The organism is Agrobacterium sp. GD03872 (genome assembly GCF_029840625.1).
Taxonomy (GTDB): domain Bacteria; phylum Pseudomonadota; class Alphaproteobacteria; order Rhizobiales; family Rhizobiaceae; genus Agrobacterium; species Agrobacterium fabrum_A.
The window spans coordinates 40,971-65,539 of record NZ_JAOCCY010000015.1; the positions used below are offsets into that span (position 1 = coordinate 40,971).

The 24,569-nt window shown below is 58.5% G+C and carries 20 protein-coding genes and 1 pseudogene; 8 read left to right on the forward strand and 13 right to left on the reverse strand.

The window, feature by feature from the left end; translation table 11 throughout:
• The first annotated feature begins 35 nt into the window (after positions 1 to 35).
• The 4 genes from N5D22_RS22425 to N5D22_RS22440 are packed head-to-tail and all read left to right on the forward strand — an operon-like array spanning position 36 to position 5,346.
• Positions 36 to 1,631, forward strand: coding sequence for a peptide ABC transporter substrate-binding protein (locus N5D22_RS22425; RefSeq protein WP_279657581.1), 1,596 nt, complete (start codon positions 36 to 38; stop codon positions 1,629 to 1,631).
• Between the two features lie 54 nt (positions 1,632 to 1,685).
• Positions 1,686 to 2,609 carry an oligopeptide ABC transporter permease OppB gene (gene oppB, locus N5D22_RS22430; protein WP_279657582.1) on the forward strand — a complete coding sequence of 308 codons (924 nt, stop codon included), beginning with the start codon at positions 1,686 to 1,688 and terminating at the stop codon, positions 2,607 to 2,609.
• Positions 2,602 to 3,732 (forward strand): ABC transporter permease subunit, encoded by a 1,131-nt coding sequence (locus N5D22_RS22435; RefSeq protein ID WP_279657583.1) that lies wholly within the window; start codon positions 2,602 to 2,604, stop codon positions 3,730 to 3,732. Before oppB ends, N5D22_RS22435 begins: the two co-directional genes overlap by 8 nt.
• 3 nt (positions 3,733 to 3,735) lie before the next feature.
• A complete protein-coding gene (locus tag N5D22_RS22440) occupies positions 3,736 to 5,346 on the forward strand; it encodes an ABC transporter ATP-binding protein (protein WP_279657584.1) in 1,611 nt (536 codons plus the stop codon).
• A 104-nt stretch (positions 5,347 to 5,450) separates the two neighbouring features.
• Here N5D22_RS22440 and N5D22_RS22445 read toward each other — a convergent pair whose 3' ends face one another.
• The 12 genes and pseudogenes from N5D22_RS22445 to dnaK all read right to left on the reverse strand — a co-directional run bounded on the left by N5D22_RS22445 (position 5,451) and on the right by dnaK (position 21,194).
• Complete coding sequence (locus N5D22_RS22445) at positions 5,451 to 7,718, reverse strand: FdhF/YdeP family oxidoreductase (RefSeq protein ID WP_279657585.1); 2,268 nt, start codon at positions 7,716 to 7,718, stop codon at positions 5,451 to 5,453.
• 281 nt (positions 7,719 to 7,999) lie between these two features.
• Complete coding sequence (locus N5D22_RS22450) at positions 8,000 to 8,800, reverse strand: family 1 encapsulin nanocompartment shell protein (RefSeq protein ID WP_279659063.1); 801 nt, start codon at positions 8,798 to 8,800, stop codon at positions 8,000 to 8,002.
• 1 nt (position 8,801) lies between these two features.
• Positions 8,802 to 9,881 (reverse strand): annotated as a pseudogene (locus N5D22_RS22455) (Dyp-type peroxidase).
• 232 nt (positions 9,882 to 10,113) lie between these two features.
• Positions 10,114 to 10,383 carry a DUF2171 domain-containing protein gene (locus tag N5D22_RS22460; protein ID WP_279657586.1) on the reverse strand — a complete coding sequence of 90 codons (270 nt, stop codon included), beginning with the start codon at positions 10,381 to 10,383 and terminating at the stop codon, positions 10,114 to 10,116.
• Positions 10,384 to 10,481: 98 nt separating this feature from the next.
• Complete coding sequence (gene clpB, locus N5D22_RS22465; RefSeq protein WP_279657587.1) at positions 10,482 to 13,085, reverse strand: ATP-dependent chaperone ClpB; 2,604 nt, start codon at positions 13,083 to 13,085, stop codon at positions 10,482 to 10,484.
• A gap of 56 nt (positions 13,086 to 13,141) precedes the next feature.
• Positions 13,142 to 13,675, reverse strand: a complete 534-nt coding sequence (locus tag N5D22_RS22470; RefSeq protein ID WP_279657588.1) for a DUF1269 domain-containing protein — start codon at positions 13,673 to 13,675, stop codon at positions 13,142 to 13,144.
• 183 nt (positions 13,676 to 13,858) lie between these two features.
• Complete coding sequence (locus tag N5D22_RS22475) at positions 13,859 to 14,242, reverse strand: hypothetical protein (protein ID WP_279657589.1); 384 nt, start codon at positions 14,240 to 14,242, stop codon at positions 13,859 to 13,861.
• Between the two features lie 228 nt (positions 14,243 to 14,470).
• Complete coding sequence (locus N5D22_RS22480) at positions 14,471 to 16,489, reverse strand: HAMP domain-containing sensor histidine kinase (RefSeq protein WP_279657590.1); 2,019 nt, start codon at positions 16,487 to 16,489, stop codon at positions 14,471 to 14,473.
• The gene (locus tag N5D22_RS22485) at positions 16,482 to 17,879 is read right to left on the reverse strand and encodes a sigma-54 dependent transcriptional regulator (protein WP_279657591.1); all 1,398 of its coding nucleotides are present in this window, start codon (positions 17,877 to 17,879) and stop codon (positions 16,482 to 16,484) included. The genes N5D22_RS22480 and N5D22_RS22485 overlap by 8 nt, the downstream gene beginning before the upstream one ends.
• A gap of 4 nt (positions 17,880 to 17,883) precedes the next feature.
• A complete protein-coding gene (locus N5D22_RS22490) occupies positions 17,884 to 18,168 on the reverse strand; it encodes a chaperone modulator CbpM (RefSeq protein ID WP_347881157.1) in 285 nt (94 codons plus the stop codon).
• Complete coding sequence (locus N5D22_RS22495) at positions 18,165 to 19,064, reverse strand: J domain-containing protein (RefSeq protein ID WP_279657592.1); 900 nt, start codon at positions 19,062 to 19,064, stop codon at positions 18,165 to 18,167. The genes N5D22_RS22490 and N5D22_RS22495 overlap by 4 nt, the downstream gene beginning before the upstream one ends.
• 231 nt (positions 19,065 to 19,295) lie before the next feature.
• Complete coding sequence (gene dnaK, locus N5D22_RS22500) at positions 19,296 to 21,194, reverse strand: molecular chaperone DnaK (protein WP_279657593.1); 1,899 nt, start codon at positions 21,192 to 21,194, stop codon at positions 19,296 to 19,298.
• A gap of 549 nt (positions 21,195 to 21,743) precedes the next feature.
• Here dnaK and N5D22_RS22505 point away from each other — a divergent pair.
• Genes N5D22_RS22505 through grpE form a run of 4 tightly spaced genes read left to right on the forward strand, consistent with a single transcriptional unit; the run spans position 21,744 to position 23,554 of the window.
• Positions 21,744 to 21,938 carry a hypothetical protein gene (locus tag N5D22_RS22505; protein ID WP_279657594.1) on the forward strand — a complete coding sequence of 65 codons (195 nt, stop codon included), beginning with the start codon at positions 21,744 to 21,746 and terminating at the stop codon, positions 21,936 to 21,938.
• 43 nt (positions 21,939 to 21,981) lie between these two features.
• Positions 21,982 to 22,353, forward strand: a complete 372-nt coding sequence (locus N5D22_RS22510; protein WP_279657595.1) for an AtpZ/AtpI family protein — start codon at positions 21,982 to 21,984, stop codon at positions 22,351 to 22,353.
• Complete coding sequence (locus tag N5D22_RS22515) at positions 22,354 to 22,944, forward strand: HdeD family acid-resistance protein (protein WP_279657596.1); 591 nt, start codon at positions 22,354 to 22,356, stop codon at positions 22,942 to 22,944.
• A 19-nt stretch (positions 22,945 to 22,963) separates the two neighbouring features.
• On the forward strand, positions 22,964 to 23,554 hold the full coding sequence (grpE, locus tag N5D22_RS22520; protein ID WP_279657597.1) for a nucleotide exchange factor GrpE: 591 nt from the start codon (positions 22,964 to 22,966) through the stop codon (positions 23,552 to 23,554).
• A 264-nt stretch (positions 23,555 to 23,818) separates the two neighbouring features.
• On the opposite strand, the gene N5D22_RS22525 is transcribed toward grpE, so the two are convergent.
• On the reverse strand, positions 23,819 to 24,547 hold the full coding sequence (locus N5D22_RS22525; protein ID WP_279657598.1) for an SDR family oxidoreductase: 729 nt from the start codon (positions 24,545 to 24,547) through the stop codon (positions 23,819 to 23,821).
• Positions 24,548 to 24,569: the final 22 nt, after the last annotated feature.

Sequence of the window (24,569 nt, forward strand, 5' to 3'; positions counted from 1 at the left end):
TTGTGGAATCAAAATACTCACGGGGAGAGAAAACAATGTCGATAACAACAATAGCGCGCGCCACTCTGCTGGCAGGATCGTTTCTGATTGGCGTCAGTTCCGCATTTGCGGAAACAGTTCTGCATCGTGGCAATGCTGGCGAACCGCAGACGCTCGATCAGGCGCAGACCTCGATCAACATCGAAGCCTTTATCCTGAAAGACCTTTATGAAGGTCTCACCATTTACGATGCTGCCGGCAAGATCGTTCCCGGTACGGCGGAAAGCTGGACACTGTCTGAGGACGGCACCGTCTACACCTTCAAACTGCGTGCGGATGCGAAGTGGTCGGATGGCACTCCGGTGACGGCCGGCGATTTTGTGTTCTCCTACCAGCGCGTCGAAGACCCGAAGACCGCCGCAAAATACGCGAATATCCTCTACCCGATCAAGAACGCCGAAAAGATCAACAAGGGCGAAACGCCGGTTGATCAGCTCGGCGTGAAGGCAGTGGATGACAAGACCCTTGAGATCACCCTCGAGCGCCCGACACCTTTCTTCCTTGAACTCCTTTCTCACCAGGCGGCTCTGCCGATCTCCAAGGCAAGCTATGAGAAGAACGGCACCAACTTCGTAAAGCCGGGCGTCATGGTCTCGAACGGCGCTTACAAGCTCGAAGCACATGTTCCCAATGACAGCCTGACCGTCGTCAAGAACACCAATTTCTGGGACGCGTCGAACACCAAGATCGACAAGGTCATCTTCTACCCGATCGACGACCAGGCCGCATCCGTCCGTCGTTTCGAAGCGAAGGAAATGGACCTCGCCTACAACTTCTCCGCGGACCAGATCGACCGTCTGCGCAAGGCCTATGGCGAACAGGTTCACGTCTCGCCGACGCTTGCCACCTATTATTATACGTTCGACACGCGCGAAGCGCCGTATGACGATGTCCGCGTCCGCCAAGCCCTGTCGATGGCCGTAGACCGCGATTTCCTCGCCAAGGAAATCTACAGCGGCTCGCAGATTCCGGCTTACTCCATGGTTCCCCCGGGCATGGAAGCCTATGGCGAGCCTGCAAGAGCCGATTTTGGGACGCTGTCCCAGCTCGATCGTGAAGACGAGGCCCTCAAGCTGATGAAGGAAGCCGGTTACGGCGAGGGCGGCAAGCCGCTTTCCGTCGAAATCCGCTACAACACCAACCCGAACCATGAGCGTGTCGCCACCGCCATTGCGGACATGTGGAAGAACACCTTCGGCGCGAAGGTGTCGCTGGTGAACCTCGACGTCGCCTCGCACTACGGCTACCTCCAGGAAGGCGGCAAGTTCAATGTGGCGCGCGCCGGCTGGGTTGCCGACTATGCGGATGCGGAAAACTTCCTCGCCCTTTCGGTATCCTCCAACAAGACCTTCAACTACTCGAAGTTCAACAACGCGGAATATGACGCGCTGATGCAGAAGTCCTATGAAGAAAAGGATCCTGCAGCGCGCTCCAAGCTGCTGCATGAGGCGGAAACCATCCTCATGAAGGAACAGCCGGTCGCTCCGCTTCTGACGCAGGCCGATCTCTGGCTGGTTTCCAACCGCGTCAAGGGTTGGGTCGACAATGCTGCCAACGCACACCTCAGCCGCTTCCTGAGCGTTTCCGAATAAGCAGCACTGGCACGGCGGCAAAAACCGCCGTGCCATGCCGGAGCCAGAAGAATCATGATCTCGTTTATTCTGCGCCGTTTGGCGAGCGCCGTGCCGACCCTGTTCATCGTCGTCACGATTTCGTTTTTCCTGATGCGTTTTGCACCGGGCGGTCCGTTCAATCTCGAGCGGCCCCTGCCGCCGCAGACGATGGAAAACCTGATGAGAACCTATCATCTGGATGAACCGTTGTGGCGCCAGTATCTCATCTATCTCGGCAACGCCGTCACCGGCGATTTCGGTCCGAGCTATATCTACAAGGACAACACCGTCGCCCAGCTGATCGGCAAGGGCCTGCCTTATTCGCTGGAACTTGGCAGCTACGCCCTTCTGCTCGCGCTGGTGGGCGGCGTTCTTGCCGGCACCCTGGCGGCGCTCCGGCAGAACAGCGTCTTCGATTTTTCGATCATGTCCGTTTCGACGGTCGGCGTCACCGTGCCGAACTTCGTTGTCGCACCTGTGCTCACGCTGATCTTCGCCGTCCTGCTCGGGCTTCTGCCGGCAGGCAGCTGGGGCGACGGATCGCTGCGATATCTGATCCTTCCGATGATCGCGCTCGCTTTGCCGCAGCTTGCGGTGATCGCGCGTCTGACGCGCGGTGCGATGATCGAGGCACTGCGGATGGACCATATCCGCACCGCCAGGGCTTATGGTCTTCCGGCCCGCAGCGTGGTGGTGTTCCACGCCATGCGCGCCGCCATGCTGCCGGTCGTTTCTTATCTCGCTCCCTGCGCTGCAGCCCTGCTGACGGGTTCGGCGGTCATCGAGACGATCTTCACGATCCCCGGTGTCGGCCGCTACTTCGTTCTTGGCGCCATCAATCGTGACTATACGCTGGTGATGGGAACCGTCGTTCTCATCGCCATTTTCGTCATCGTGTTCAATCTCGTGGTCGATATCCTCTACGGCCTGCTTGATCCGAGGGTCAGACATGACTGATATCCCTGGCAATATTGCCCCTCAACCCCTGGTGAAAAGCCGAAGCCTGTTCCAGCTGGCGGCCCTGCGTTTCAAACGAAACAAGGCTGCCATGGCCGGTTCGGTCATGCTCCTGCTGATTACGCTTTTCTCATTTATCGGCCCGCATTTCCTCACGCACACCTATGATCAGGTGTTCTCGTCCTACGTCTCGGTGGCCCCAAGTCTCGAGCCACGCCCGGATGTGAACAACCTCCAGGGCGTGATGGAGGGCGTCGCCGGCCGGGCGCGCGTGGAACTGAAGGAGTTTTCCGTCGAAGGACAGACCTTCACGGCGACCATCACCTCCAGCAGCCCGATCGACCCGCGCACGACGCGTTATTTCGACCGCGCCAACGAATTTGAAAACACAAAGGTCGTGGCCACCGAAGACAAGGGCCGAACGCTGAAGCTGGAAGGCGAGGTCAACCGGGAATACTTCTTCTTCGGTACGGATTCGAACGGCCGCGACATGCTGGCCCGCGTGATGCTGGGCGGGCAGATCTCGATTGCCGTCGGTGTTTTGGCCAGCCTCGTTTCGCTGGGGATAGGCGTTCTCTACGGCGCCACGGCCGGATATATCGGAGGGCGTGTCGACAATGTGATGATGCGTTTCGTCGAGATCCTCTATTCGCTGCCTTTCGTTTTTCTGGTGGTCGTTCTGGTGGTCTTTTTCGGCCGCAGCTTCATCCTGATCTTCCTGGTCATCGGTGCAGTGGAGTGGCTTGATATGGCGCGTATCGTGCGCGGCCAGACGCTCGCCTTGAAACGGCGGGAATTTGTGAGCGCCGCACAGGCTTTGGGTTTGAGCGACTGGCAGATCATCCGCCGCCATATCATCCCGAACACGATCGGGCCCGTCGTCGTATTCGTCACGGTCGTCGTGCCAAAGGTCATTCTTCTGGAAAGCTTCCTCTCCTTCCTCGGTCTTGGCGTGCAGGCGCCGTTGACGAGCTGGGGCGCGCTGATTTCCGAAGGCGCCAACAATATCCAGTCGGCCCCATGGCTGCTGATATTTCCGGCGATCTTCTTCGTGCTGACCCTGTTTTCGCTCAATTTTGTGGGCGATGGGTTGCGTGATGCACTCGATCCCAAGGATCGTTGACATATGAATACGACATCTGAAACCATCCTCACCGTCCGCAATCTCAAGGTCGATTTCACCACGCCGGACGGCACGGTGAATGCCGTCAAGGGCATCGATCTTGAGGTCAGACAGGGTGAAACGCTTGCCGTTGTCGGAGAATCCGGTTCCGGCAAAAGCCAGACCATGATGGGCATCATGGGCCTGCTGGCATCCAACGGCATGATTGAAGGCTCGGCAAAATATCGCGGACGCGAGCTGATCGGCCTGCCCGTCGGCGAGCTGAACACTATCCGCGGTTCGAAAATCACCATGATTTTCCAGGAGCCGATGACCTCGCTCGATCCTCTCTACCGGATCGGCGCGCAAATCGCCGAACCGATCATCCACCACAGGGGCGGCAGCAAAAAGGAAGCGCGTGCACGCGTTCTGGAACTCCTGAAGCTTGTGGGAATCCCCGATCCGGAGCGGCGTATAGACAGCTATCCGCATGAGCTTTCCGGCGGCCAGCGCCAGCGTGTCATGATCGCCATGGCCCTCGCAAACGAACCGGACATTCTGATTGCCGATGAGCCGACCACGGCGCTTGACGTGACGATCCAGGCGCAGATCCTCGACCTCCTGAAGTCGTTACAGCAACGCTTCGGCATGGCCATCGTCCTCATCACACACGATCTCGGCGTGGTCCGCCATTTCGCCGATCGTGTCGCCGTCATGCGCCGCGGGGAGATTGTCGAGTCCGGTTCGACGGAAGATATCTTCGATCGCCCGCAGGCGGATTACACCAGGATGCTTCTCGATGCCGAACCCCGTGGGCACAAGCCGGCAGTCGACGCAGAGGCGCCGGTCGTCCTCTCCGGCCAGAACGTGACGATCGATTATACAATTCCGGGTGGCTTCCTGTCGAAATCCAGCAGGTTCCGCGCCGTTGACGGCGTCAATGTCAACCTTCACCAGGGACAGACCATCGGCATCGTCGGTGAATCCGGGTCAGGCAAGTCGACCCTTGGTCGTGCGCTTCTGCGTCTAATCGCGGCGGATGGCCGTATTTTCTTCGGCGAGCGGGAAATCACCGGACTGGACCGGAAGGCAATGCAGCCATTGCGGCGGCATCTGCAGCTCGTGTTCCAGGACCCCTATGGCTCGCTTTCACCGAGGCAGACGGTCGGCGAGATCATCACGGAAGGCCTGTTCGTGCATGAGCAGGCGCTCAGCCGGGCGGAGCGGGACAAGCGGGCAATCGAAGCGCTGCAGGAAGTCGACCTCGATCCCGCCGCCCGCAACCGTTACCCTCACGAGTTTTCAGGCGGCCAACGTCAGCGTATCGCAATCGCCCGCGCGATCATCCTCAAGCCCGATGTCGTCATTCTCGACGAACCTACATCCGCCCTGGACCGATCCGTTCAAGGACAAGTCATCGACCTGCTGCGTGACCTGCAGAAGACGCATGGCCTCTCCTACATCTTCATTAGCCACGACCTTTCCGTCATCAAGGCCATTTCGGACTACGTCATCGTCATGAGAAACGGGAAGATTGTGGAGGAGGGAGAAACGGACGCCATCTTCAGCAGACCGGCGGCTGAATATACCGAAACGCTCATCAAATCCGCATTCTCGGCGGGCGTGGCGCCATAAATTATCGCCCGGGCGCCCCGGGCGATACGTTCCCTCATGGTTGCTCATGCGGAAAATTTGCTGTCCGTTGTGCCGCAATGAGTTCGACGTCTGCGCTGTTGCCCCTATGCCGCCAGAATTCTGACCGGGATCGATTTTGCCGCCGGCGTGCCGCTGATCCGGTCGTAATATTCAAGCGGAAGGAGCGGGTTGAGTTCCGGATAATATCCGGCGACCGAACCGCGCGGCATCGGGTAATCAAGGACCGTCAGCCCGTCGATCCGGCGCTCTACACCGTCGTCCGCGATCGTTTCGATGGAGATGCGCGCGCCGGCTTCCAGCTTGCGTTCCCTGCGGTCGTCCTCGTTCATGAACAGCACCATGCGGTCATTGTAAACGCCGCGATAGCGGTCGTTGTAGCTGTAGATCGTCGTGTTGAACTGGTCGTGAGACCGCACCGTCGCAAGCCTCAGCATGGCGGGATCGCTGACCGGTGCATTGACCTCAAGACCGGGCAGCAGCAGGAAATTCGCCTTGCCGTTCGGCGTCGGCCAGACAAGCCGCCGCGGCGGAATGTCCAGGTGAAATCCTTTGGGATTTTTGATCTTCTCATTGAAATCGGTGTAAATCTCGGGATAAACGGCCGCGATCTTGTCGCGGATCGGGTTATAGTCGTGAATATAGGTCTCCCACGGAACCCTGCTGTCGGGAAGCGTCGCCATCGCCATGCGACAGACGATCTCCACCTCCGGCTTCAGATGTTCGCTGGCCGGCGTCAATACGCCGCGCGAGGCGGTGACGTTCGACATGGAATCCTCAATCGTAACGAATTGTTCGCCGGCCGATGTGCGTATCCACTCTGACCGCGCGATCACCGGAAGGATCAGCGCATCCTTGCCATGAACGAGATGGCCGCGGTTCAGCTTGGTCGTAATCCCCACGGTGAGCTCAAGCTTGCTCATGGCCGCATAGGAGCGCTCGGTATCGGGAATGGCGCGAACGAAGTTGCCGCCCATGCCGATGAAGACCTTGGCCGTGCCGTTTTCCATCGCCGCGACGGATTCGACCGTATGATGGCCGTGTTCCCGCGGCGGTTCGAACCCGAACACGTCACGAACGCGGTCGAGATATGTCTGCGTCGGTTTTTCATCGATGCCGACGGTGCGATCGCCCTGCACGTTCGAATGACCCCGGATCGGGGAAATGCCGGCGCCCGGCTTTCCGAAGTTTCCCTTCAGCAACAGAAGGTTGGCGACCTGCTGCAGCAGGCGTGAGCCGTCCTGATGTTGGGTAAGCCCCATGCCGTAACAGATCATTGTCGCTTTCGAGCGAATGTAGATCTCGGCGCAGCGGCGGATCTGGTCTTCCTCCAGCCCCGACGCCTTGACGAGTTCTGGCCAGTCATGGGTCATGACCTCGTCGCGAATACCATCGAGACCGACGGTATGTTTGGCGATGAAATCATGGTCGAGGATCGTTTCACCCTTCGCCTCGCGCTCGAACATCACCCTCATGATGCCCTTCAGGAAAGCGAGATCACCACCGATCTTCATATGGACGAATTCGCTGGCGATCGGCGTGGAACCGAATGTCGCCATCTGGACCATGTCCTGCGGTTCAGTGAAGCGTATCAGCGCACGTTCGGGCATGGGGTTGACGGCGACAATCGGAACGCCGCGCTTTCGTGCTTCAACCAGGTTCGTCATCATGCGCGGTGAGTTCGTGCCGGTATTCTGCCCGATCACGAAGATCGCTTCGGCATGCTCGAAGTCTTCGAGCACCACCGTCCCTTTCCCGACACCGATTGCAGGCGGCAGACCGCGGCTCGTCGGCTCATGGCACATGTTGGAACAGTCCGGGAAATTATTGGTGCCGAATTCCCGGATAAAGATGGCATAGAGGAAGGCGGCCTCGTTCGGCGTCCGGCCGGACGTGTAAAATTCCGCCTCATGGGGGCTTTCCAGCGCCCTCAAATGTTTGCCGATCAGCGCAAAGGCGCTGTCCCAGTCGCAGGGAACGTATTTATCCGTGGTCGCATCGTAGCGCATCGGCTCGGTCAGGCGCCCCTGCATCTCCAACCAATAATCGGACTGTTCCATAAGTTCGGCAACGGTGTGATTGGCGAAGAATTCCCGTGTGACCCGAAATTTGGTCGCCTCATGCGCCAGCGCCTTCGCGCCGTTTTCGCAGAATTCCAGCGTCTTCTTGCAGTCGGCGTCCGGAAAGGCGCAGCTTGGACATTTGAAGCCACCCGGCTGGTTCATCGCGAGCAGCGCGCGTGACCCCTTCGTCACGACACTTTGCTCCAGCAGGACCTTGGCGGTCGCAGCAGCGGCTCCCCACCCTCCGGCCGGATGATTGTATGTCTTGTATTCTGCTCTTTTGTCAGCCATGGCCCACACTCCACAAGTGCTATCCCTGCCATAGTAAATCACGTTATACCCTTGTTTTCCATGGACAATATGTCCATGACAACCGGACAGCCTGTCCGTTTTCCGTGCCCCAACTCCTGCTAACTCATTGACAATCATCGATATCCGGAATGGTACGGCGCTTGCAGTCAATATCTGCATCAGGGGGATGGCCACGCCCGCAAAGACAGATGACGACGTGCGGCAGACGGTTGGGCATGGTCGCCAAGCCCCTCGATCCTTGGTACCCGTAGTGCTTGGATCTAGGAAGGCAGCAACACAACCGCCGCTTCCGCTGTCAGCACTCGGAAGGTGAAGCTTTCCTGCAGATAAAGCTCGACCGTCGTCGCCGTATGACTGAGATAGCCGATCGAGATGTCCTGGCCGATATCCATGTCGAAGTCGCCGCCCCGGGTGCTCAGAACGAAGCCGCCCTCGATTGCCGGCGCCCAGATGATCCCGCCATTGACGATTCGCTCGATATGATGGAACACCGGGTAGCCTTCGTCGCTGCCACCGCTGGCTGCCGTATAGGCCTTTGCACCCAGAACCAGTGCGTAGGGGCCCTCGACACCGGCAAGACGCAAATCGCCGACAGCCCTGGCGACAATATCCGGGTAGTTCTTGATGCTCGAAGAGAGCGTCAGCGCGGAATTGCTGCTGCCTTGCCGTATTCCCTGGATACCTGCCGCTGGAAAACCTTCGAAGACCGCCCGGTCTTCGGCGAAAGCCAGTTTTCTTGCGGCGTCCTTGAGCGGCCCCCAGTCGGAATCTTCCGAACCTCTTTCCACGTCATCGATGGCGGCGCGCGTAAGTTCAAACGGAATACGCAGTTCAACGACCGCTTTCACCTCCCGCTGAGACGCTTGTACCCCCTCGACCGGGCTTTCGAGGGACCTGAGATGTCCTGTGCCGGTCGCTGAGTAGTCGAAGCCTTTCGGCCCATCGACATCCACGACACGGCGTGCCGCCAGATGACGCTTGAGCGTCCGTTTGGCTTCCTGCTCGATCTGCTCCCACGCCTGATCGGATACAGGGGCGAGTTCCCGGTGAAGATTGTTCATGTCAAACCTCTGTCTTTAACGAACCGATCCCGAGGGAAGCGTCCGGATTGCGATTGCGGGAAACAGCTTGCGTCTCTTCCGGCACGGCGGATGGCCGTGCATCGGCGATGGGTGAAGGCGCGACTGCGGGATCGACATCCTCCAGAAACGTCGCCGTGGGCACGAAAAAGAGGCTGCCGGTAATCGCCCGGCTGACATCGAGCAGCCGGTCATAGTTTCACGGCGGCTTGCCGACAAACATGTTGGTCAGCATCTGCTCCATCCGGGCCGGTGAACGGGCATAACCAATGAAATAGGTTCCGTACTCCCCCTTGCCGACATCGCCGAACGGCATATTGTCCCTGACGATATCCAGCTCCTTGCCGTTTTCGACAATCGTGGTCAGGGCATTGTGGGCAAAGCTGGGTTTGACGCTGTCATCGAGTTCGATGTCGGTAAACTTCTTCCGGCCGACAATGCCTTCCTGCACCTCGACGGGAATGGCATTCCATTTTTTGAGGTCATGCAGATATTTTTGGACAATGACATAACTGCCGCCCGCAAAAGCGGGATCCTCGTCGCCGATTATCGCGGCTTCGATCGCCGCATCGTCCACGGGATTTTCGGTCCCATCGACAAAGCCGATCAGATCGCGATCGTCGAAATAGTTGAACCCCTGAACCTGGTCCGCCGTGTCGACCGCATCGCCGAGCCGTGACATGATTTGCATGGCGAGCTCGAAACAGAGATCCATGCGGGCCGCGCGAATGTGAAACAGCAGATCACCGGCTGTGGAAACCGCATGATGCACGCCGTGGATTTCCCTGAAGGGATGAAGATCCTTCGGTCTCTGGCCGCCGAACAGGCGGTCCCATGCATCGGAACCGATGCCCATGACGCAGGTGAGCCTGCCTTCGAGGTCGCGGAAGCCCACCGCGCGCAGCAAACCGCCGAGATCGGCACAGAGCGCTCGGACGGCGGTTTCATTGTCTCGACCCGGATGAATGGTAAGGACAAGGAATATCGCGGCGCGGGTGAGGCGTGCCACAACCGGCTGCGACGTCGGCTTGGGCTCGGCGGCTGTGATGTCCAATCTTGTCATCCCTTCAAGTCATTGCCTGGTCGGATCAGGTCAGTTGGCAGAACTGTAGGTCGGGGTCGGCCCCAGGATATCAATACCTGGAAAACTCTGCCCACCGCATGGGTCAAAGGTCCATCCCGGAAGATCCCACGCTTCGAAGACGAGGGCGGCCGCCGGGATGGCGGCTTGGCCAGATCACCGAAACGATATCGGCTTTCACATCGAAATCCAGTCGAGAAACCTGTCTGCGGACCTATTCGATTTCAGGAACGGGACGGCCAGACCGTTCTTCCTCAAGCGTCACCGCAATATCGGCGTTGGCGGAAAGGCGGACCTTGTCACCTTCAACACCCGCGACGAAACCGAGCTCGATGTAATGGTGATGCCTGCCCTTGTGAAAAGCGTCACCGCTGTCGCTCTTGATGAGCCTGATCCGCTTGCCTTCCAGTTCATCGACAGTGCCGACGTGGACGCCGTCGGCCCCGATCACTTCCATTCCCTGTTTGATCTTGTGTTCCGTCATGTTTCTTCTCCTTTGCTGTTAGACTGGGACTCCGGGATAACTGCGCTGGGATCAGCAATATTGGCTGCAAGATGGAATGCGGCGGCAGTCTACAACCTCTATTCGTCTTCGTCGTCCATGATCTTGACGGTCTTGCCGTTAAAGGTGAGCCCGTCTTTTCCAACCGAGAGTTTCACGGCTGAATCATCGCGGACTTCTCCTGAAAGAAGCAGTTCGGCGAGCGGGTCCTGTACATAACGCTGAATGGCCCGCTTCAGCGGCCGCGCTCCGAAAGCGGGATCCCACCCCTTCTCCGCAAGCCAGTTCTGCGCCTTCGTATCGAGCGACAGGTTGATTTTTCGATCGCTGAGAAGCTTCTTGAGACGCCCGAACTGGATATCGACGATACGGCCCATCTCGTTCTTCTGGAGCCGATGAAACAGGATGATCGCGTCGATGCGATTGAGAAATTCCGGGCGGAAATGGACGCGAACCATTGCCATGACCTCTTCGCGCACCACGCTTGTCTTTTCTCCTTCAGGCTGGTTGACCAGATATTCGGCGCCGATATTCGAGGTCATGATGATCAGCGTGTTGCGAAAATCGACCGTCCGGCCCTGACCGTCGGTGAGACGCCCATCGTCAAGCACCTGAAGCAGGACGTTGAACACATCCGGATGCGCCTTCTCGATCTCGTCGAAAAGAACGACCTGATAAGGCCTTCGGCGGACGGCTTCGGTCAGGACGCCGCCCTCATCATAGCCGACATAACCGGGAGGCGCGCCGATCAACCGCGAGACCGAGTGTTTCTCCATGAATTCAGACATGTCGATGCGAACCATGGCAGTTTCGTCATCGAAGAGAAATTCCGCGAGCGCCTTGGCGAGTTCGGTCTTGCCGACGCCGGTCGGCCCGAGGAACATGAAGGAGCCGATCGGGCGATTGGGATCCTGCAAACCGGCGCGGGCACGGCGCACGGCGGTCGATACCGCGCGCACGGCCTGCGCCTGACCGACGACGCGCTCACCGAGCTTTTCCTCCATGTGGAGCAGCTTGTCCTTTTCGCCCTCCAGCATCTTTGTAACAGGCACGCCGGTCCATCGCGACACGACCTGGGCGATATTGTCCGCGGTTACCGTTTCGCTGATCGAAGATGTTTCATTCGCCTCGATTGCGGCAAGCTTCTTCTCCAGTTCCGGAATAGTGCTGTAGGAAAGCTCGCCCGCACGCTGGAACTCGCCTTTGCGCTGGGCATTCGCAAGCTCGGTGCGATATTGCTCAAGTTCACTCTTTATCTTCTGCGCATCGGAAAGCTTGCCCTTTTCCGCCTGCCATTTCGATGTCATATCCGCCGATCGTTTTTCCAGGTCGGCCAGTTCCTTTTCCAGCGCCTGAAGCCGGGTCTTCGATCCCTTGTCGCTTTCCTTTTTCAAGGCTTCCTGTTCGATCTTCAGACGAATGACATCGCGATCAATCGTATCCAGCTCTTCCGGTTTAGAATCGACCTGCATCTTCAGACGTGCTGCGGCTTCATCGATGAGATCGATTGCCTTGTCGGGCAGGAAACGATCCGTAATGTATCGATTGGACAGGGTGGCAGCAGCCACAAGGGCCGCATCCGAAATCCGGACGCCATGATGCAGCTCGTATTTTTCCTTCAGCCCACGCAGGATCGAGATCGTATCTTCCACACTCGGCTCCGGTACGAAAACCGGCTGAAAGCGCCGCGCCAGCGCCGGATCCTTCTCAACATGCTTGCGGTATTCATCGAGTGTGGTCGCACCGACGCAGTGTAGTTCGCCACGCGCCAGAGCCGGCTTCAGCAGATTGGAAGCATCCATGGCGCCATCGGTCTTGCCGGCGCCGATCAATGTGTGCATTTCATCGATGAAGAGAATGATCCCGCCCTCGGCGGAGGTCACTTCCTGCAAGACGGCTTTCAGGCGTTCCTCGAACTCACCCCGGTATTTCGCGCCGGCAATCAGCGCGCCAAGATCGAGCGCCAGCAGCTTTTTGTTGTGCAGGCTTTCGGGCACGTCGCCATTGACGATGCGAAGCGCCAGCCCCTCGACGATCGCGGTCTTGCCGACACCCGGCTCGCCGATCAGGACAGGATTATTCTTGGTCCGGCGCGACAGGACCTGAACCGTGCGCCGGATTTCCTCATCGCGACCGATCACAGGATCCAGTTTTCCGTCCCGCGCTGCCTTCGTTAGATCGCGGGCGTATTTTTTCAGCGCGTCATAGGCATTCTCGGCCGAGGCGTTATCGGCAGTCCGCCCCTTGCGCAGCGCGCCGATTGCCGCCGTGATCGCCTGAAGGTTCACCCCGGTATCGGAAAGGACCTTGCCCGCATCGCTATTGCGATCCTCAACCAATGCCTGGAACAGCCGCTCCACGGTCACGAAGCTATCGCCGGATTTCTCCGCGATCTTTTCAGCAGCGTCGAATATGCGCGCAAGCTCGGACGCCATATAGACCTGCCCTGCCCCGGAACCCGAGACCTTCGGCAATTTTGCAAGCGCATCCTCGGTCGCGCCGAGAACGGTGCGGGAACTGCCGCCGGAACGATCGGCGAGGCCGGAAACCAGACCTTCATTGTCGTCCAGCAATACTTTCAGGAGATGCAGGCTTTTAAACTGCGGATTACCGTCCCGCATGGCGAGCGATTGAGCCGACTGTATGAAGCCCTTCGCACGGTCCGTGAATTTTTCAATGTTCATTTTGGCCACCTTCTACAACGGCATTGGATGACTGGAACAAGCTGGAACAGATCGGGTCAGTTGCGCGAGGCGGTCTCTGCGGGCGACGGGGTCCCTCCGAAGCCGGGCGATGCGGCCAGCGCGTCGCGCAGCGCCTGTTCCTTGGTGTGATCCAGCGATGTTCTAAGGACCGTTCCGCCGGTGCCCTTGAGTTCATCGAGGACCTTGTCGGCGGTCATCTTGCGGATCAGCAGGAACAGCGCGGCGTTCTCCGGCTTCAGGTTTATTGCAAGCTCGCGCATGAAACCGTCATTGATACCGTAGTCGGTCAATGCTCCGCCAAGCGCGCCCGAAGCGGCCCCGATCGACGCACCAAGGAGCGGCATAAGGAAAATGGACCCGATCAGCAGCCCCCAGAAACCGCCGGAAATCGCGCCGACAGCCGTCGTATTCATCGATTGAATGAGCTTGATCCTGCCATTGTCCTGCCTGACAGCAATCACGGCGTCGGAAAGCTCGATCAGATATTCCTGCTGAAGGTTCACCAGCTTCTGCCTTATGGCTTCAGCCTTGTCTTCGGTCGGATAAACGATAACGATCAGATCGGGCACAACTCTCTCCCTCGTTCCAGGACCGTCGGTTCGGGTCGCAATAGTCGGAGCAACCTCCGTGCCAGACGGAAAATTACCTGAAAATCAAATCTTTAGTCGCAAAACACACTGCCGTCGGAGACAATGTGTCGGCTTGCGCCGGACAAATTGTCGTTTCATTGGAGTGTTTTTTGCCGGTCCCGGCTACGAGCCGTACAGGATTTGAAGTGCCGCAAGCGCTGTCAGGATATAGGTCCCGTTGGAATCCATATCTTCATCGGTCGAGAGATCGAGCTGCTCCCAGACGCCATCCAGATAACCGGCTTGCCGTTCTGAGATAACCTTGCTGGCGATCTGGCCGATGGCATCGAACTGCGCGAGATCGTAATTCAGTCCGTGATCGTCCAGAAAGAGGCCGTGCTGCTGCAGAAGATCGGCCATGGGCATGGAAGTTCCCGTCAGGTAGAAGAGCAGGTCATTCGCGTTGATCGGCTGATCCTGCGATTGCGGAACGAGCCCTGCCGCTTCCAGCTGCTGGACGCGCGATTGCATGTCTTTGGAAAGCTGCTCGGTCGATACTGCCGTCATCGGTTGTCTCCGTGGTTCATTCAGCTCCGGCATTCACGGATCGGCGTCCATTTTTGAAGGACACAATGTCCGCAATAATCACCAGCAACAAATATGCCATCGCCTGTTTTGAATGACTTCAATGGCTTACTCGGCTTGTCGGCGATAAAGGCAGGTCAATTTGTCCGCCGCCGAAGACGACTTGTCCTCACTGCGAGGGAACGTCCCCTACAAAGCTTCTTTCTCGTTTTATGCTTCCGGCAGCCAGACGGTAAAGGTCGTCCCCTTGCCCGGCTCGCTGTTCACCGAAATCGTGCCATCCTGCCGCGTCACCAGCATCTGGCAGATGGACAGGCCAAGCCCGGTGCCTTCGCGGCGTTTGGTGGTAAAGAAGGCGTCAAAGACCTTGGCGATGACCTCCGGCTCCATACCGCTTCCGGTGTCCGAGACTTCGAGGGCCACGCCCGCTGTCCCGTTCAATTCAGAGTCGACCGTGCTGAGATGGAGTTTACCTCCCCGCGGCATGGCATGAATGGCATTGACGATCAGATTGACGAGGACCTGCTGCAGCTCGGTACGGGGCATGGCAATCAGCCGGGACGTCGTGTCCGCACGTTCGATGGCGATGGTGGTTTTCTTTAAAAGATGCTGTACCAGCGGCAGCGTGTCATTGATGACATCGGCGATACGGTAACGCTCAAGGGTTCCCGCATATTCCTGTGGCTTGGAGAACTTCAGAAGATTGGTGACCATTTCGCTGATACGCGCCAATTGCTGGTCTATCAGCTGGAATTCACCCTTCACGCTGTCGGCCCCCGATCCCATGATGCTGTAAATGACTTCCAGGTTACCCTGGATGACAGCGATGGGATTGTTGATCTCATGCGCGACACCGGCGGTTATTTCGCCGATTGCCGCAAGCTTTTCAGACGTGATCAACTGTTTGGTCGTCGTTTCGAGCTGTTCGTTTGCCACCTGCAGTTCACGCGCCCTCTCCTCCACCCGCCGGTTGAGGCTCGAATTCCAAAGCCGCAATTCCGCATCACGCTCCTGAACCTGATCGAGGAGATGGTCGAGTTCCGATGCGACCTGACCGATCTCGTCTTTCATGTCGGGAAGGCCGGTTCGCGCAGCCAGGTCGCCGGTTTCGACCGCGCCGATCGTCTGCGTCATGCGCTCAAGCGGTCGAAAAATATTGGCTGCCCAGACAAGGAACAGCGGTACTGTCGCGGCGACCGCCACGCCGAAAGCGATGACAATGGCGATCAGCGATTCCCGTTTTGCGTCGGTAAATGGTTTCTGGAGGAAGCCGACATAGAGCATTCCGACTCGGCGATTGTAGCTGTCCAGCAATGGCTGGTATGCGGAAATATACCAGTCACTGACGACAAAAGCCTGTTCTCTCCAGGTCCTGCCGTATTTGAGCACCGCCTCACCAACTTCAGGTGAAACTCTGGTGCCAATGGAACGCTTCCCTTCAAATAGTCCAACATTCGTACTGATCCGCACATCCGAGAGGAAAACCGTCGCAGTCCCCCGGCTGTCGGTGGGCAAGCTGTTTTCATTGTAGATCAATGCGTTGATCGTATCGACAAATGAGGTGTTGTTGTTGAGCAGGATGCCGGCAACCAGCGCCCCTTTCTCTCCATTGTCAAGGATGGCCGCGCTCGCCGAATGAACGACAAGGCCGCGTGTCTCCTGTTCGGCCGTTTCGGCAGCACCGTTGGGCTGAACGAGATCGATACGGGCCTGTGCGGCAAGCTCCGGAGACAGAGCCGTCAGCTCACGCCGATCAAATACATCGAAGCGCGCGGCGCCACGGCCATCAAGTGCATCCTTCACGACCGGCCAGTCCCAACGGGGTGAACCGGTGGAGAGCGGACGGCTACTGGCCACGACCTTTCCGGAACCGTTTATCAGATAGAGAAAATCCAGCTTTCGGGAGGCCGCTACCTCCTTCAGGAAATCACTGAGATGGACATTCGATATTGCGCCGGCGCTCACAACCTCCTGAAAACGGGCGGACTGGCTGATTGCCGCGAGACGTTCTTCAGTGCCTTCCAGCATCCTGTTCACGTAAAGATGCGCGATCGTCAGGTCATCGCTGACTTTCGAGATGGCGAGGGCATCGAACCGATTGTTCCACCTGTAGACCGTGATGCCGATCAGGACAGGCAGGATGACCAGCATCGGAACGAGCGCAATGGCCAGAAGCCGGTAGCGGATCGACCCTCGGCGCGGCCGCCCTGCGCCCATTTTCTCAGACATTCCAGCTTACACATTTGCGGTCGATCGTCTTGCGTGAAATCCCGAGCCGGCGGGCCGCCTCTTCGCGGTCCCCACCGGTCTCGCGCAATATTGACAGGATATGACGTTTTTCAAAGGCGGCGAGGCTCTGCCCCTCTGCCTGTTCGGTCGGAAGCGGCAATCGTGCAATACCCTCGGGAAAGCCTCCAAGAATGACGGCGCGCTCGATGAAATTCCTGAGTTCGCGGATGTTGCCGGGCCAATCATACCGCAACATATAGGATCGCACGCGTTCGTCGATATCGACAGCCGGCATGCCGGCTTGCTGCACGACTTCACGCATGAACAGGGATGCCAGTTCAAGCACGTCATTGCCGCGGTCCTTCAATGGCGGCAATTGGATCTGGACGACATTGATGCGGAAGAACAGGTCGGCACGAAATGTCCCTTCCGCGACGCGCCTTTCCAGGTCGACATTCGTCGCGAAGATAAATCTCGCCTCGAAGGGAATTTCGCGTTCCGAGCCAACGGGGCGTACGCGCCGATCCTCCAGCACCCGCAATAATTTGGTCTGGAGCGGCAGGGGCATCTCACCGATCTCATCAAGGAAGATCGTCCCTCCCTGCGCATGCAGGAACAGGCCTTCGCGCGTGCGGTTGGCGCCGGTGAATGCGCCCTTCAGATGGCCGAACAGCTCGCTTTCGATCATGTCTGCCGGTATGGCGCCGCAATTGATCGGCACGAACAGCTCGTCCGCCCGACCGGACAGCGAGTGTATCGAACGGGCCGCGATTTCCTTTCCAGTGCCCGAAGGGCCGGTCAACAGGACAGATGTTGCAATCGGAGCGACGCGGGCGATCATCGCCCTCACCTTTTCCATGACCGGGGAATGACCGACAAAGGTATTTCGAAGAAAGACCTGATGTGCCGGAAAGTTAAGCTGATGTCGCAAAACATCATTTTCCCGCTGCAACCGGCTGCGATCGAGGCAGCGGGCAATTGCGTTCAACAACTGGTTTGACCGGAATGGCTTCAGCACAAAATCGACCACGCCAACCCGGACTGCGTTGATGGCCGTGTCGAGATCGGCATAGGCGGTCATCAGGATCACGTCCGCGAAAAAACCGGCCGCGCGTTGTTCCGCCAGCCATTCCAGACCATTTTTGTTCGGCATGATATTGTCGAGAATGACGACATCGAAATGCTGTTCGTCGAGCTTGCGGGTTGCCTCCGCCGTGTTCTCCGCCTCCTCGATAATCTTGCAGCGGGGTCCGAGCGTCTTGACAAGGAAGTTTCTCATGCCCGGCTCATCATCAACGACGAGAATGGAGGCCTGGGCAAGCCATGGTCCGAACTCCGGATCTCTTACCGGTTCGGACAGATCGCCCGTATCCCCTGACGCTGCGGCCATCGGCTCAGATTCCCTTGTCTCTCAGTTCAGATTGCAACTGCTCGAAAGCGCGGCGCATACCGTGCATCTGATCGATGAGGTGAAGGATAACGTCGATCCCCGCATCGTTTGCGCCAACCTTCTCGCTCAGTTCGCGGATGAGATGCGCACGCGCGACATCGGCATCGGAAAAACCCGGGCCGGACGGCGTTTCCGCCGGCACGACCCATTCCTGCTCGATCCAGAGTTCGAGTGTCTGGACCTGCAGCCCCGAACGGATCAGAAACTCCTTCTTGGTGATGATCATCATCTGTCCTCGCGTGGGTTGAAATCCATCCCGGCCGCCCAGTTGGAAACGAATGTTTCCAGTTCAGGACTTGCCTGCTTCGGCAGCACGATCCTGAGTTTGACGAACTCGTCGCCATGCCCGCCTCCCCGGCGCGGCGCGCCCTTGCCGCGCAGGCGCAGGGTCGTGCCCGTATTCGATCCTTTCGGGATGGACATCGAAACATCGCCGGTGGGTGTCGGAACACGGATCTTGCCGCCGAGCACGGCCTCGTTCAGCGAAATGGGAAGCTCGATGGATATGTCGTCTCCGTCACGCTGAAATCGCGGATCTGGCAGGACCTCAACCTGGATCAAAGCGTCGCCGGGCCCACCGGCGCCCGCGCCCGGCGCTCCCTTGCCTTTTAGGCGGAGGGTCTTGCCGTCCACGAGACCGGGTGGAATTGTGACATCGAGCGTGTCGCCGCCAGGGAGGGTGAGGCGCTTATTCGCGCCGGTGATCGATTCGACGAAACTGATGGCCAGACTATAGTGGAGATCTTCGCCCCGCCGATTGGCACGACCACGCTGGGCCCGCCTGAGAAGATCGGCAAAGGCGTCGTCGGAATCCATGAAGTCCGCGAAGCCCGATGCATCCGCATAGGGGTTACCGCCATCCGAATGGGCAAAGTCCCTGTAATAATGCTGTTGCGGTCGCTCGGCTCCGGACGCATCGATCTCGCCGGCATCGAAGCGCTTGCGTTTGTCCGCATCGCTTAGCAGATCATAGGCGCCCGCAACTTCCTTGAACTTTTCCTCTGCCGACTTGTCGCCGGGATTGAGATCAGGATGCAGCTTCTTGGCGAGCTTTCGATAGGCGGACTGGAGCTCCGCCGAAGACGCGGTCGGACTGACCCCGAGGACCTCATAAGGATTTTTCACGTCTTACTCCGGCTGTTTGTTGCATTGCCCGATTGCTGTCGAAAAATCTCTCCGGCATTTAAACCCCCATTCCCGGGATCGGGCAAGATACTGAAATATATTCATTTAGTGACACGATTGCCCCCGATTCCGAGGAGCCAGCCTGAATGCGACGGCTGAGGCTGGTTTCCCCGCTTTCATGGGAGAGTAAAGGACCGGGGCGGAACAATGTTCCCCGGCCCCTGAATATGGTCAGCTTGACTTCTTCTGATCGTCGTCGAGCTCGGTGAATTCGGCATCAACGACATCGTCGCCATCTGGCGAGGGCGGCGTTGTCCCGGAGGGCTGCGATTGCGAATAGACCGCTTCGGCAAGTTTTACGCTTGCCTCCTGAAGTATGTTCATCTTGCCGGCGATTGCCTCACCGTCATTACCCTTCAGCGCCTCGCGCAGATCGGACAGGGCGTCCTCGATCGTTTTCCGGTCCGTATCCGCGAGTTTTGAACCATGTTCCGCCAACGCCTTTTCCGTGTCGTGAACCAGCGCATCTCCGGCATTTTTGGTCTCAATGGTTTCCCGTCGCTTCCGGTCCTCGGCCGCATGGGTTTCGGCATCCTTGACCATCCGGTCGATATCCGCATCCGAAAGGCCGCCCGATGCCTGTATCTGGATATTCTGTTCCTTGCCGGTTCCCTTGTCCTTGGCGGATACGTTGACGATGCCGTTGGCATCGATGTCGAAGGTAACATCGATCTGCGGCGTGCCGCGCGGCGCCGGCGGGATGCCCATGAGGTCGAACTGGCCAAGAAGCTTGTTGTCCGCAGCCAGTTCCCGCTCGCCCTGGAAGACGCGGATCGTCACGGCGCTCTGGTTGTCCTCGGCAGTGGAAAAGGTCTGGCTTTTCTTTGCCGGCACGGTGGTATTGCGCTCGATGAGCCGGGTGAACACGCCGCCCAAAGTTTCAAGCCCGAGCGACAGTGGCGTCACGTCGAGGAGGAGCACATCCTTGACGTCGCCCTGCAGGACGCCCGCCTGGATCGCGGCGCCCACGGCGACGACTTCGTCCGGATTTACCCCCTTATGCGGCTCCTTGCCGAAAATCTTTTCCACGACCTCCTGGATTTTCGGCATTCTGGTCATGCCGCCGACGAGGACGACCTCGCTCACATCCTTCGCCGTGAGGCCTGCGTCCTTCAGGGCGTTGAGGCAAGGCTCGATGGTCCGCTGGACCAGGTCCTCGACGAGGGATTCGAACTTGGCGCGGGTGATTTTCACCTGAAGATGCTTCGGGCCTGTCGCATCCGCCGTGATGAAGGGAAGATTGACCTCGGTCTGCGTTGTCGTCGACAATTCGATTTTAGCCTCCTCGGCGGCCTCCTTCAGCCGCTGAAGGGCAAGCTTGTCAGTCTTCAGATCGATGCCCTGATCTTTCTTGAATTCGGACGAAATATATTCGACGAGCCGCATGTCGAAATCTTCGCCACCGAGAAAGGTGTCGCCGTTCGTTGATTTCACTTCGAAGACGCCGTCGCCAATATCGAGGATCGAGACGTCGAACGTTCCGCCGCCAAGGTCGTAGACCGCGATCTTTGCCTGTTTCTTCTTCTCAAGCCCGTAAGCGAGCGCCGCCGCGGTCGGCTCGTTGATGATGCGCAGCACTTCGAGGCCGGCAATCTTGCCGGCGTCCTTGGTCGCCTGCCGTTGGGCATCGTTGAAATAGGCCGGTACGGTAATAACGGCCTGCGTGATCTTTTCCCCGAGATTCGCTTCGGCCGTCTCCTTCATTTTCTGCAGAATGAACGCGGAAATCTGTGACGGTGAATAGGTTTTTCCTTCGGCCTCCACCCAGGCGTCACCATTTGCGGCCTTCACGATTGCGTAGGGAACAAGACCTTTGTCCTTCTCGACCGTCGGATCGTCATAGCGGCGGCCAATCAGGCGCTTGACGGCAAAAATTGTGTTGACCGGGTTCGTTACAGCCTGTCGGCGTGCCGGCTGGCCAACCAGACGCTCGCCGTCGGCCGTAAACGCGACGATCGAGGGCGTCGTTCGCGCGCCTTCCGAGTTTTCGATGATTTTTGTCGCCTTGCCGTCCATGACGGCAACGCAGGAGTTGGTCGTGCCCAGATCGATTCCGATAACTTTACTCACCGCGATACTCCTCTGTTTGCTTCCGGATTAATGCGCGTGTCCCGGGCTTTCCGTCCGGAACCGTCACTCCTGTCCCAACTTGTCGAAGCGTCGAAATCGAACTTCAGTCTCGACAATCAGCCACATCTGATCGCCACCGACTTGCCCTTTCCGACCGGCAGGCTGTGCTACGCTAAAGATCAGCAACACTCGTGCCAGTTTTTGATATCAATAAAAATCAGTGACTTAGGGAGTATTTTTCCGCATTTGCAGACAGGATGTCCGTGGTCGCCGAGACAAAATGTCTCGAACTGCGCCGCCTGCTTCAAGGGAGGCCGCCGCGCGCCGTTCAACAATCAGCGCAAACATCCCGCACCCGTTTCGGACAATTTGTCTCCGGAAATACCGACATATTGTCGCGCGCTTCCGGCTCCTTCCAGCCCATCGCATTGAAAAGGCGGTTGTTTTCCAACTGGCACGGTCATTGCGTGCCGTATGTCAGCCGCCGAATCGGGCCGGAAAGCCTGTTCGAAGGCAGTTTTGCGACGTTCCAAGACGAGGGTCCTGCCGATGCAAGAATACGATCTCTACATAAATGAAAAAAAGCCCGCCATCGGGCTCTATGTCTGCTCCGGAGCAAGTCTTCCGGATTTTGCCGATCCCAAGGAATGGCTGTTCGACGGCACCTGCGCGGCCGATCTTCTTCCTCCAAGCGTCTTGGAGGGGGTTGCAGCCGCCGGTCACGCATTCCGGGACATGGACTAGGAGCGGCCAGACATTGGCCTTTCGATCCACGGGGAGACAGGACATGCGCGATATTGGAAACGGCCGCGAGAATATCGGTCAATCGTCTGGTCGCAGCGACATTCCGACAGAAGAGAGAAGCCGCCTCGGTCAGAACATAGAGGCCGCGAAACGCCGTCTCGCCGAGCATGAGGCGGAGCCTGACGCTCTGATCGCTTCAGCGTCCAGTGCATCGGCAATGGCGTTCGGTGTACGGCTGTCGTCCGCGTTCGTCGGCGCCATCCTCGCGGGTGCAATTATCGGATGGTTGGCCGACCATTTCTTTGCGGTCTCTCCCTGGGGGCTGATAACGGGTCTGATTGTCGGTTTCATCATCGGTTTCTTCAACTTGCTGAGGGTGCTCCGGCAGACGAGTTCGGCGAGGTCGAGAGGTTAGATGACATCGATTGGTCAAATTGCCGGCCGGCCGGAAGCGTTTGCGGACGCACGCAAGAACTGGGGCTGGTTTTTCGCGCTTGGCGTGATGTTTCTTACCCTGGGCGCCATCGCGGCCGGGAACCTGTTCTATTCAACGATTGCGGCGGTTCTCTACGCGGGCGTCTTCATGATGCTGGCGGGAGCCCTGCAACTGCTCCACGCCTTCCGTATTAGATCATGGGGCGGTTTTTTCCTCTGGTTCGCGAGCGGTGCTCTATACACCGGCGCCGGCGCGGCAACACTTGTCAATCCCGGTTTCGCATCGGTCATCCTCACCCTGCTGCTTGCCCTCCTGACGATAATGTCTGGTGCGGGCCGGCTGGTTCTTGGATGGCAGGCAAGGCAAACCAAAGCATGGGGCTGGCTTATCGCCTCGGGCGGCGTCACGACCGTCGCCGGGCTGGTGTTCCTTCTTGGGTGGCCAATCAACAGCGTCTGGCTGCTTGGCCTTCTGCTCACGCTCGACCTGATGTTCCAGGGTGTCATGCTGATCGGCTTCGCATGCCAATGGGGAACTGTATCGACGGTTCCGGACAACAATTTCAAATAATGGAAATCGGGAGGTTCAGATGAGCAATGGCGGAGACAGGGGCCATAGTGAAAAGAAACCCGGCCCCGGCGACTTGCGCGCTGACACCGCGGCCGGCGGAGGCGATGAGGGTGAGGACCGCGAACAGAAGACCGGGCACAACACGCCGCCCGACGAGATATCCGTCAACAGGATCGACAGGCTGGAAGCGGAAAACGAAAGCCTCCGCAAACGCGCCGAGCGCGATGTCGCCGACGCAAAACAATACGCCGTCACCCAGTTTGCCCGGGACATGACCCGGGTGGCAGACAATCTGGAACGCGCACTTGGCAGCCTTCCGCATGAAATGCGCAAGCAGGAGGGACCCGCCAAAACCCTGATCGAGGGTGTAGAACTCACGGGGAAGGAACTTCTGCATATTCTGGAGAAACACGGCGTCACCCGGCATGACCCGACCGGGCAGGCGTTCGACCCGAACTTTCATGAAGCGATGTTCGAAACGGAAGATAAGACCCTGCCTAACGGCACGGTAACAATGGTGGCCGAGCCAGGCTATTCGATAGGCTCACGCCCGCTTCGGCCCGCCAAAGTCGCCGTTTCCCGTGGCGGTCCTCCACGCGGGCAAGGTTGACGATGACTATCGGAAAAGGCATCGCTCCAATCTGCTTTATCGTTCTCGCAACCGTATCCTAACCAACCTCCAGATCTAACGTCACCGCGGTGTTCCCTGCCAGCCCGAGATATTACCGAGCTATGGCAGCATTGCCGAAGATCATTTGTCAGGTGATTTGGCGCGACGAAACGATGGTCGCACTCGTTTCCTGGCATGAAGTCGAAACGCCAGAAATGGTGGGCGCGCCACCCTATTCGGATTGTCGCCGAATAAACTTGCCAATCAGCAGCAGGTGAAACCGCCGTCGATGGGCAAAGAAACACCCGTGATCATCGAGGCTGCGTCACTGAGCAGGAAGACGATGGGTGCGGCGATTTCCGCTTCGCTGGCCCACCGGCCGAGCGGCATCTGCTTCAGGAATGGCTCGGCCACATGCGGCTGGCTCCAGTGGCCGGACGAAATCGGCGTCATGACAACGGTTGGATTGACGCTGTTGACGCGGATATTGTAGCGGCCGAGCTCCAGCGCCGAGCAGCGGGTGATGTTGTCGAGAGCAGCCTTGGAAGACCCGTAGGAGATATGGCCCGGCAGCGCCACAAGGGCTGCCTGGCTGGACACGTTGACGATGGCGCCGCCCTTGCCGAGCCTCACCATGGACTGGCTGGCATATTTCGTCACCAGCAGCGCCCCGCGCGCATTGATGGTGATGACCTTGTCGAAAATAGCGATATCCGTGTCCATCGGCGTGGCGATCTCGCCGCCGAAACCGCCGCAATTGACGACGCCCCACAGATCCAGCCCCTCCAGCGCGGCGCGGATTTCCTCGTCGCGGGCGAGATCGAACGCCAATGTGCGGCAACCGGTTTCCTTCGCGATGGCCTCGAGCGCCTGTTGCGAACGCCCTGCCGCGATGACATTGGCATTGGCGCGCACGAGATGGCGAACCGTTTCGCCGCCAATACCGCCGCTGCCGCCCGTTACAAGGATCGTTCTGCCCTGAAAATCCGTCATTTCCCGTCTTCCTCCCTCATGG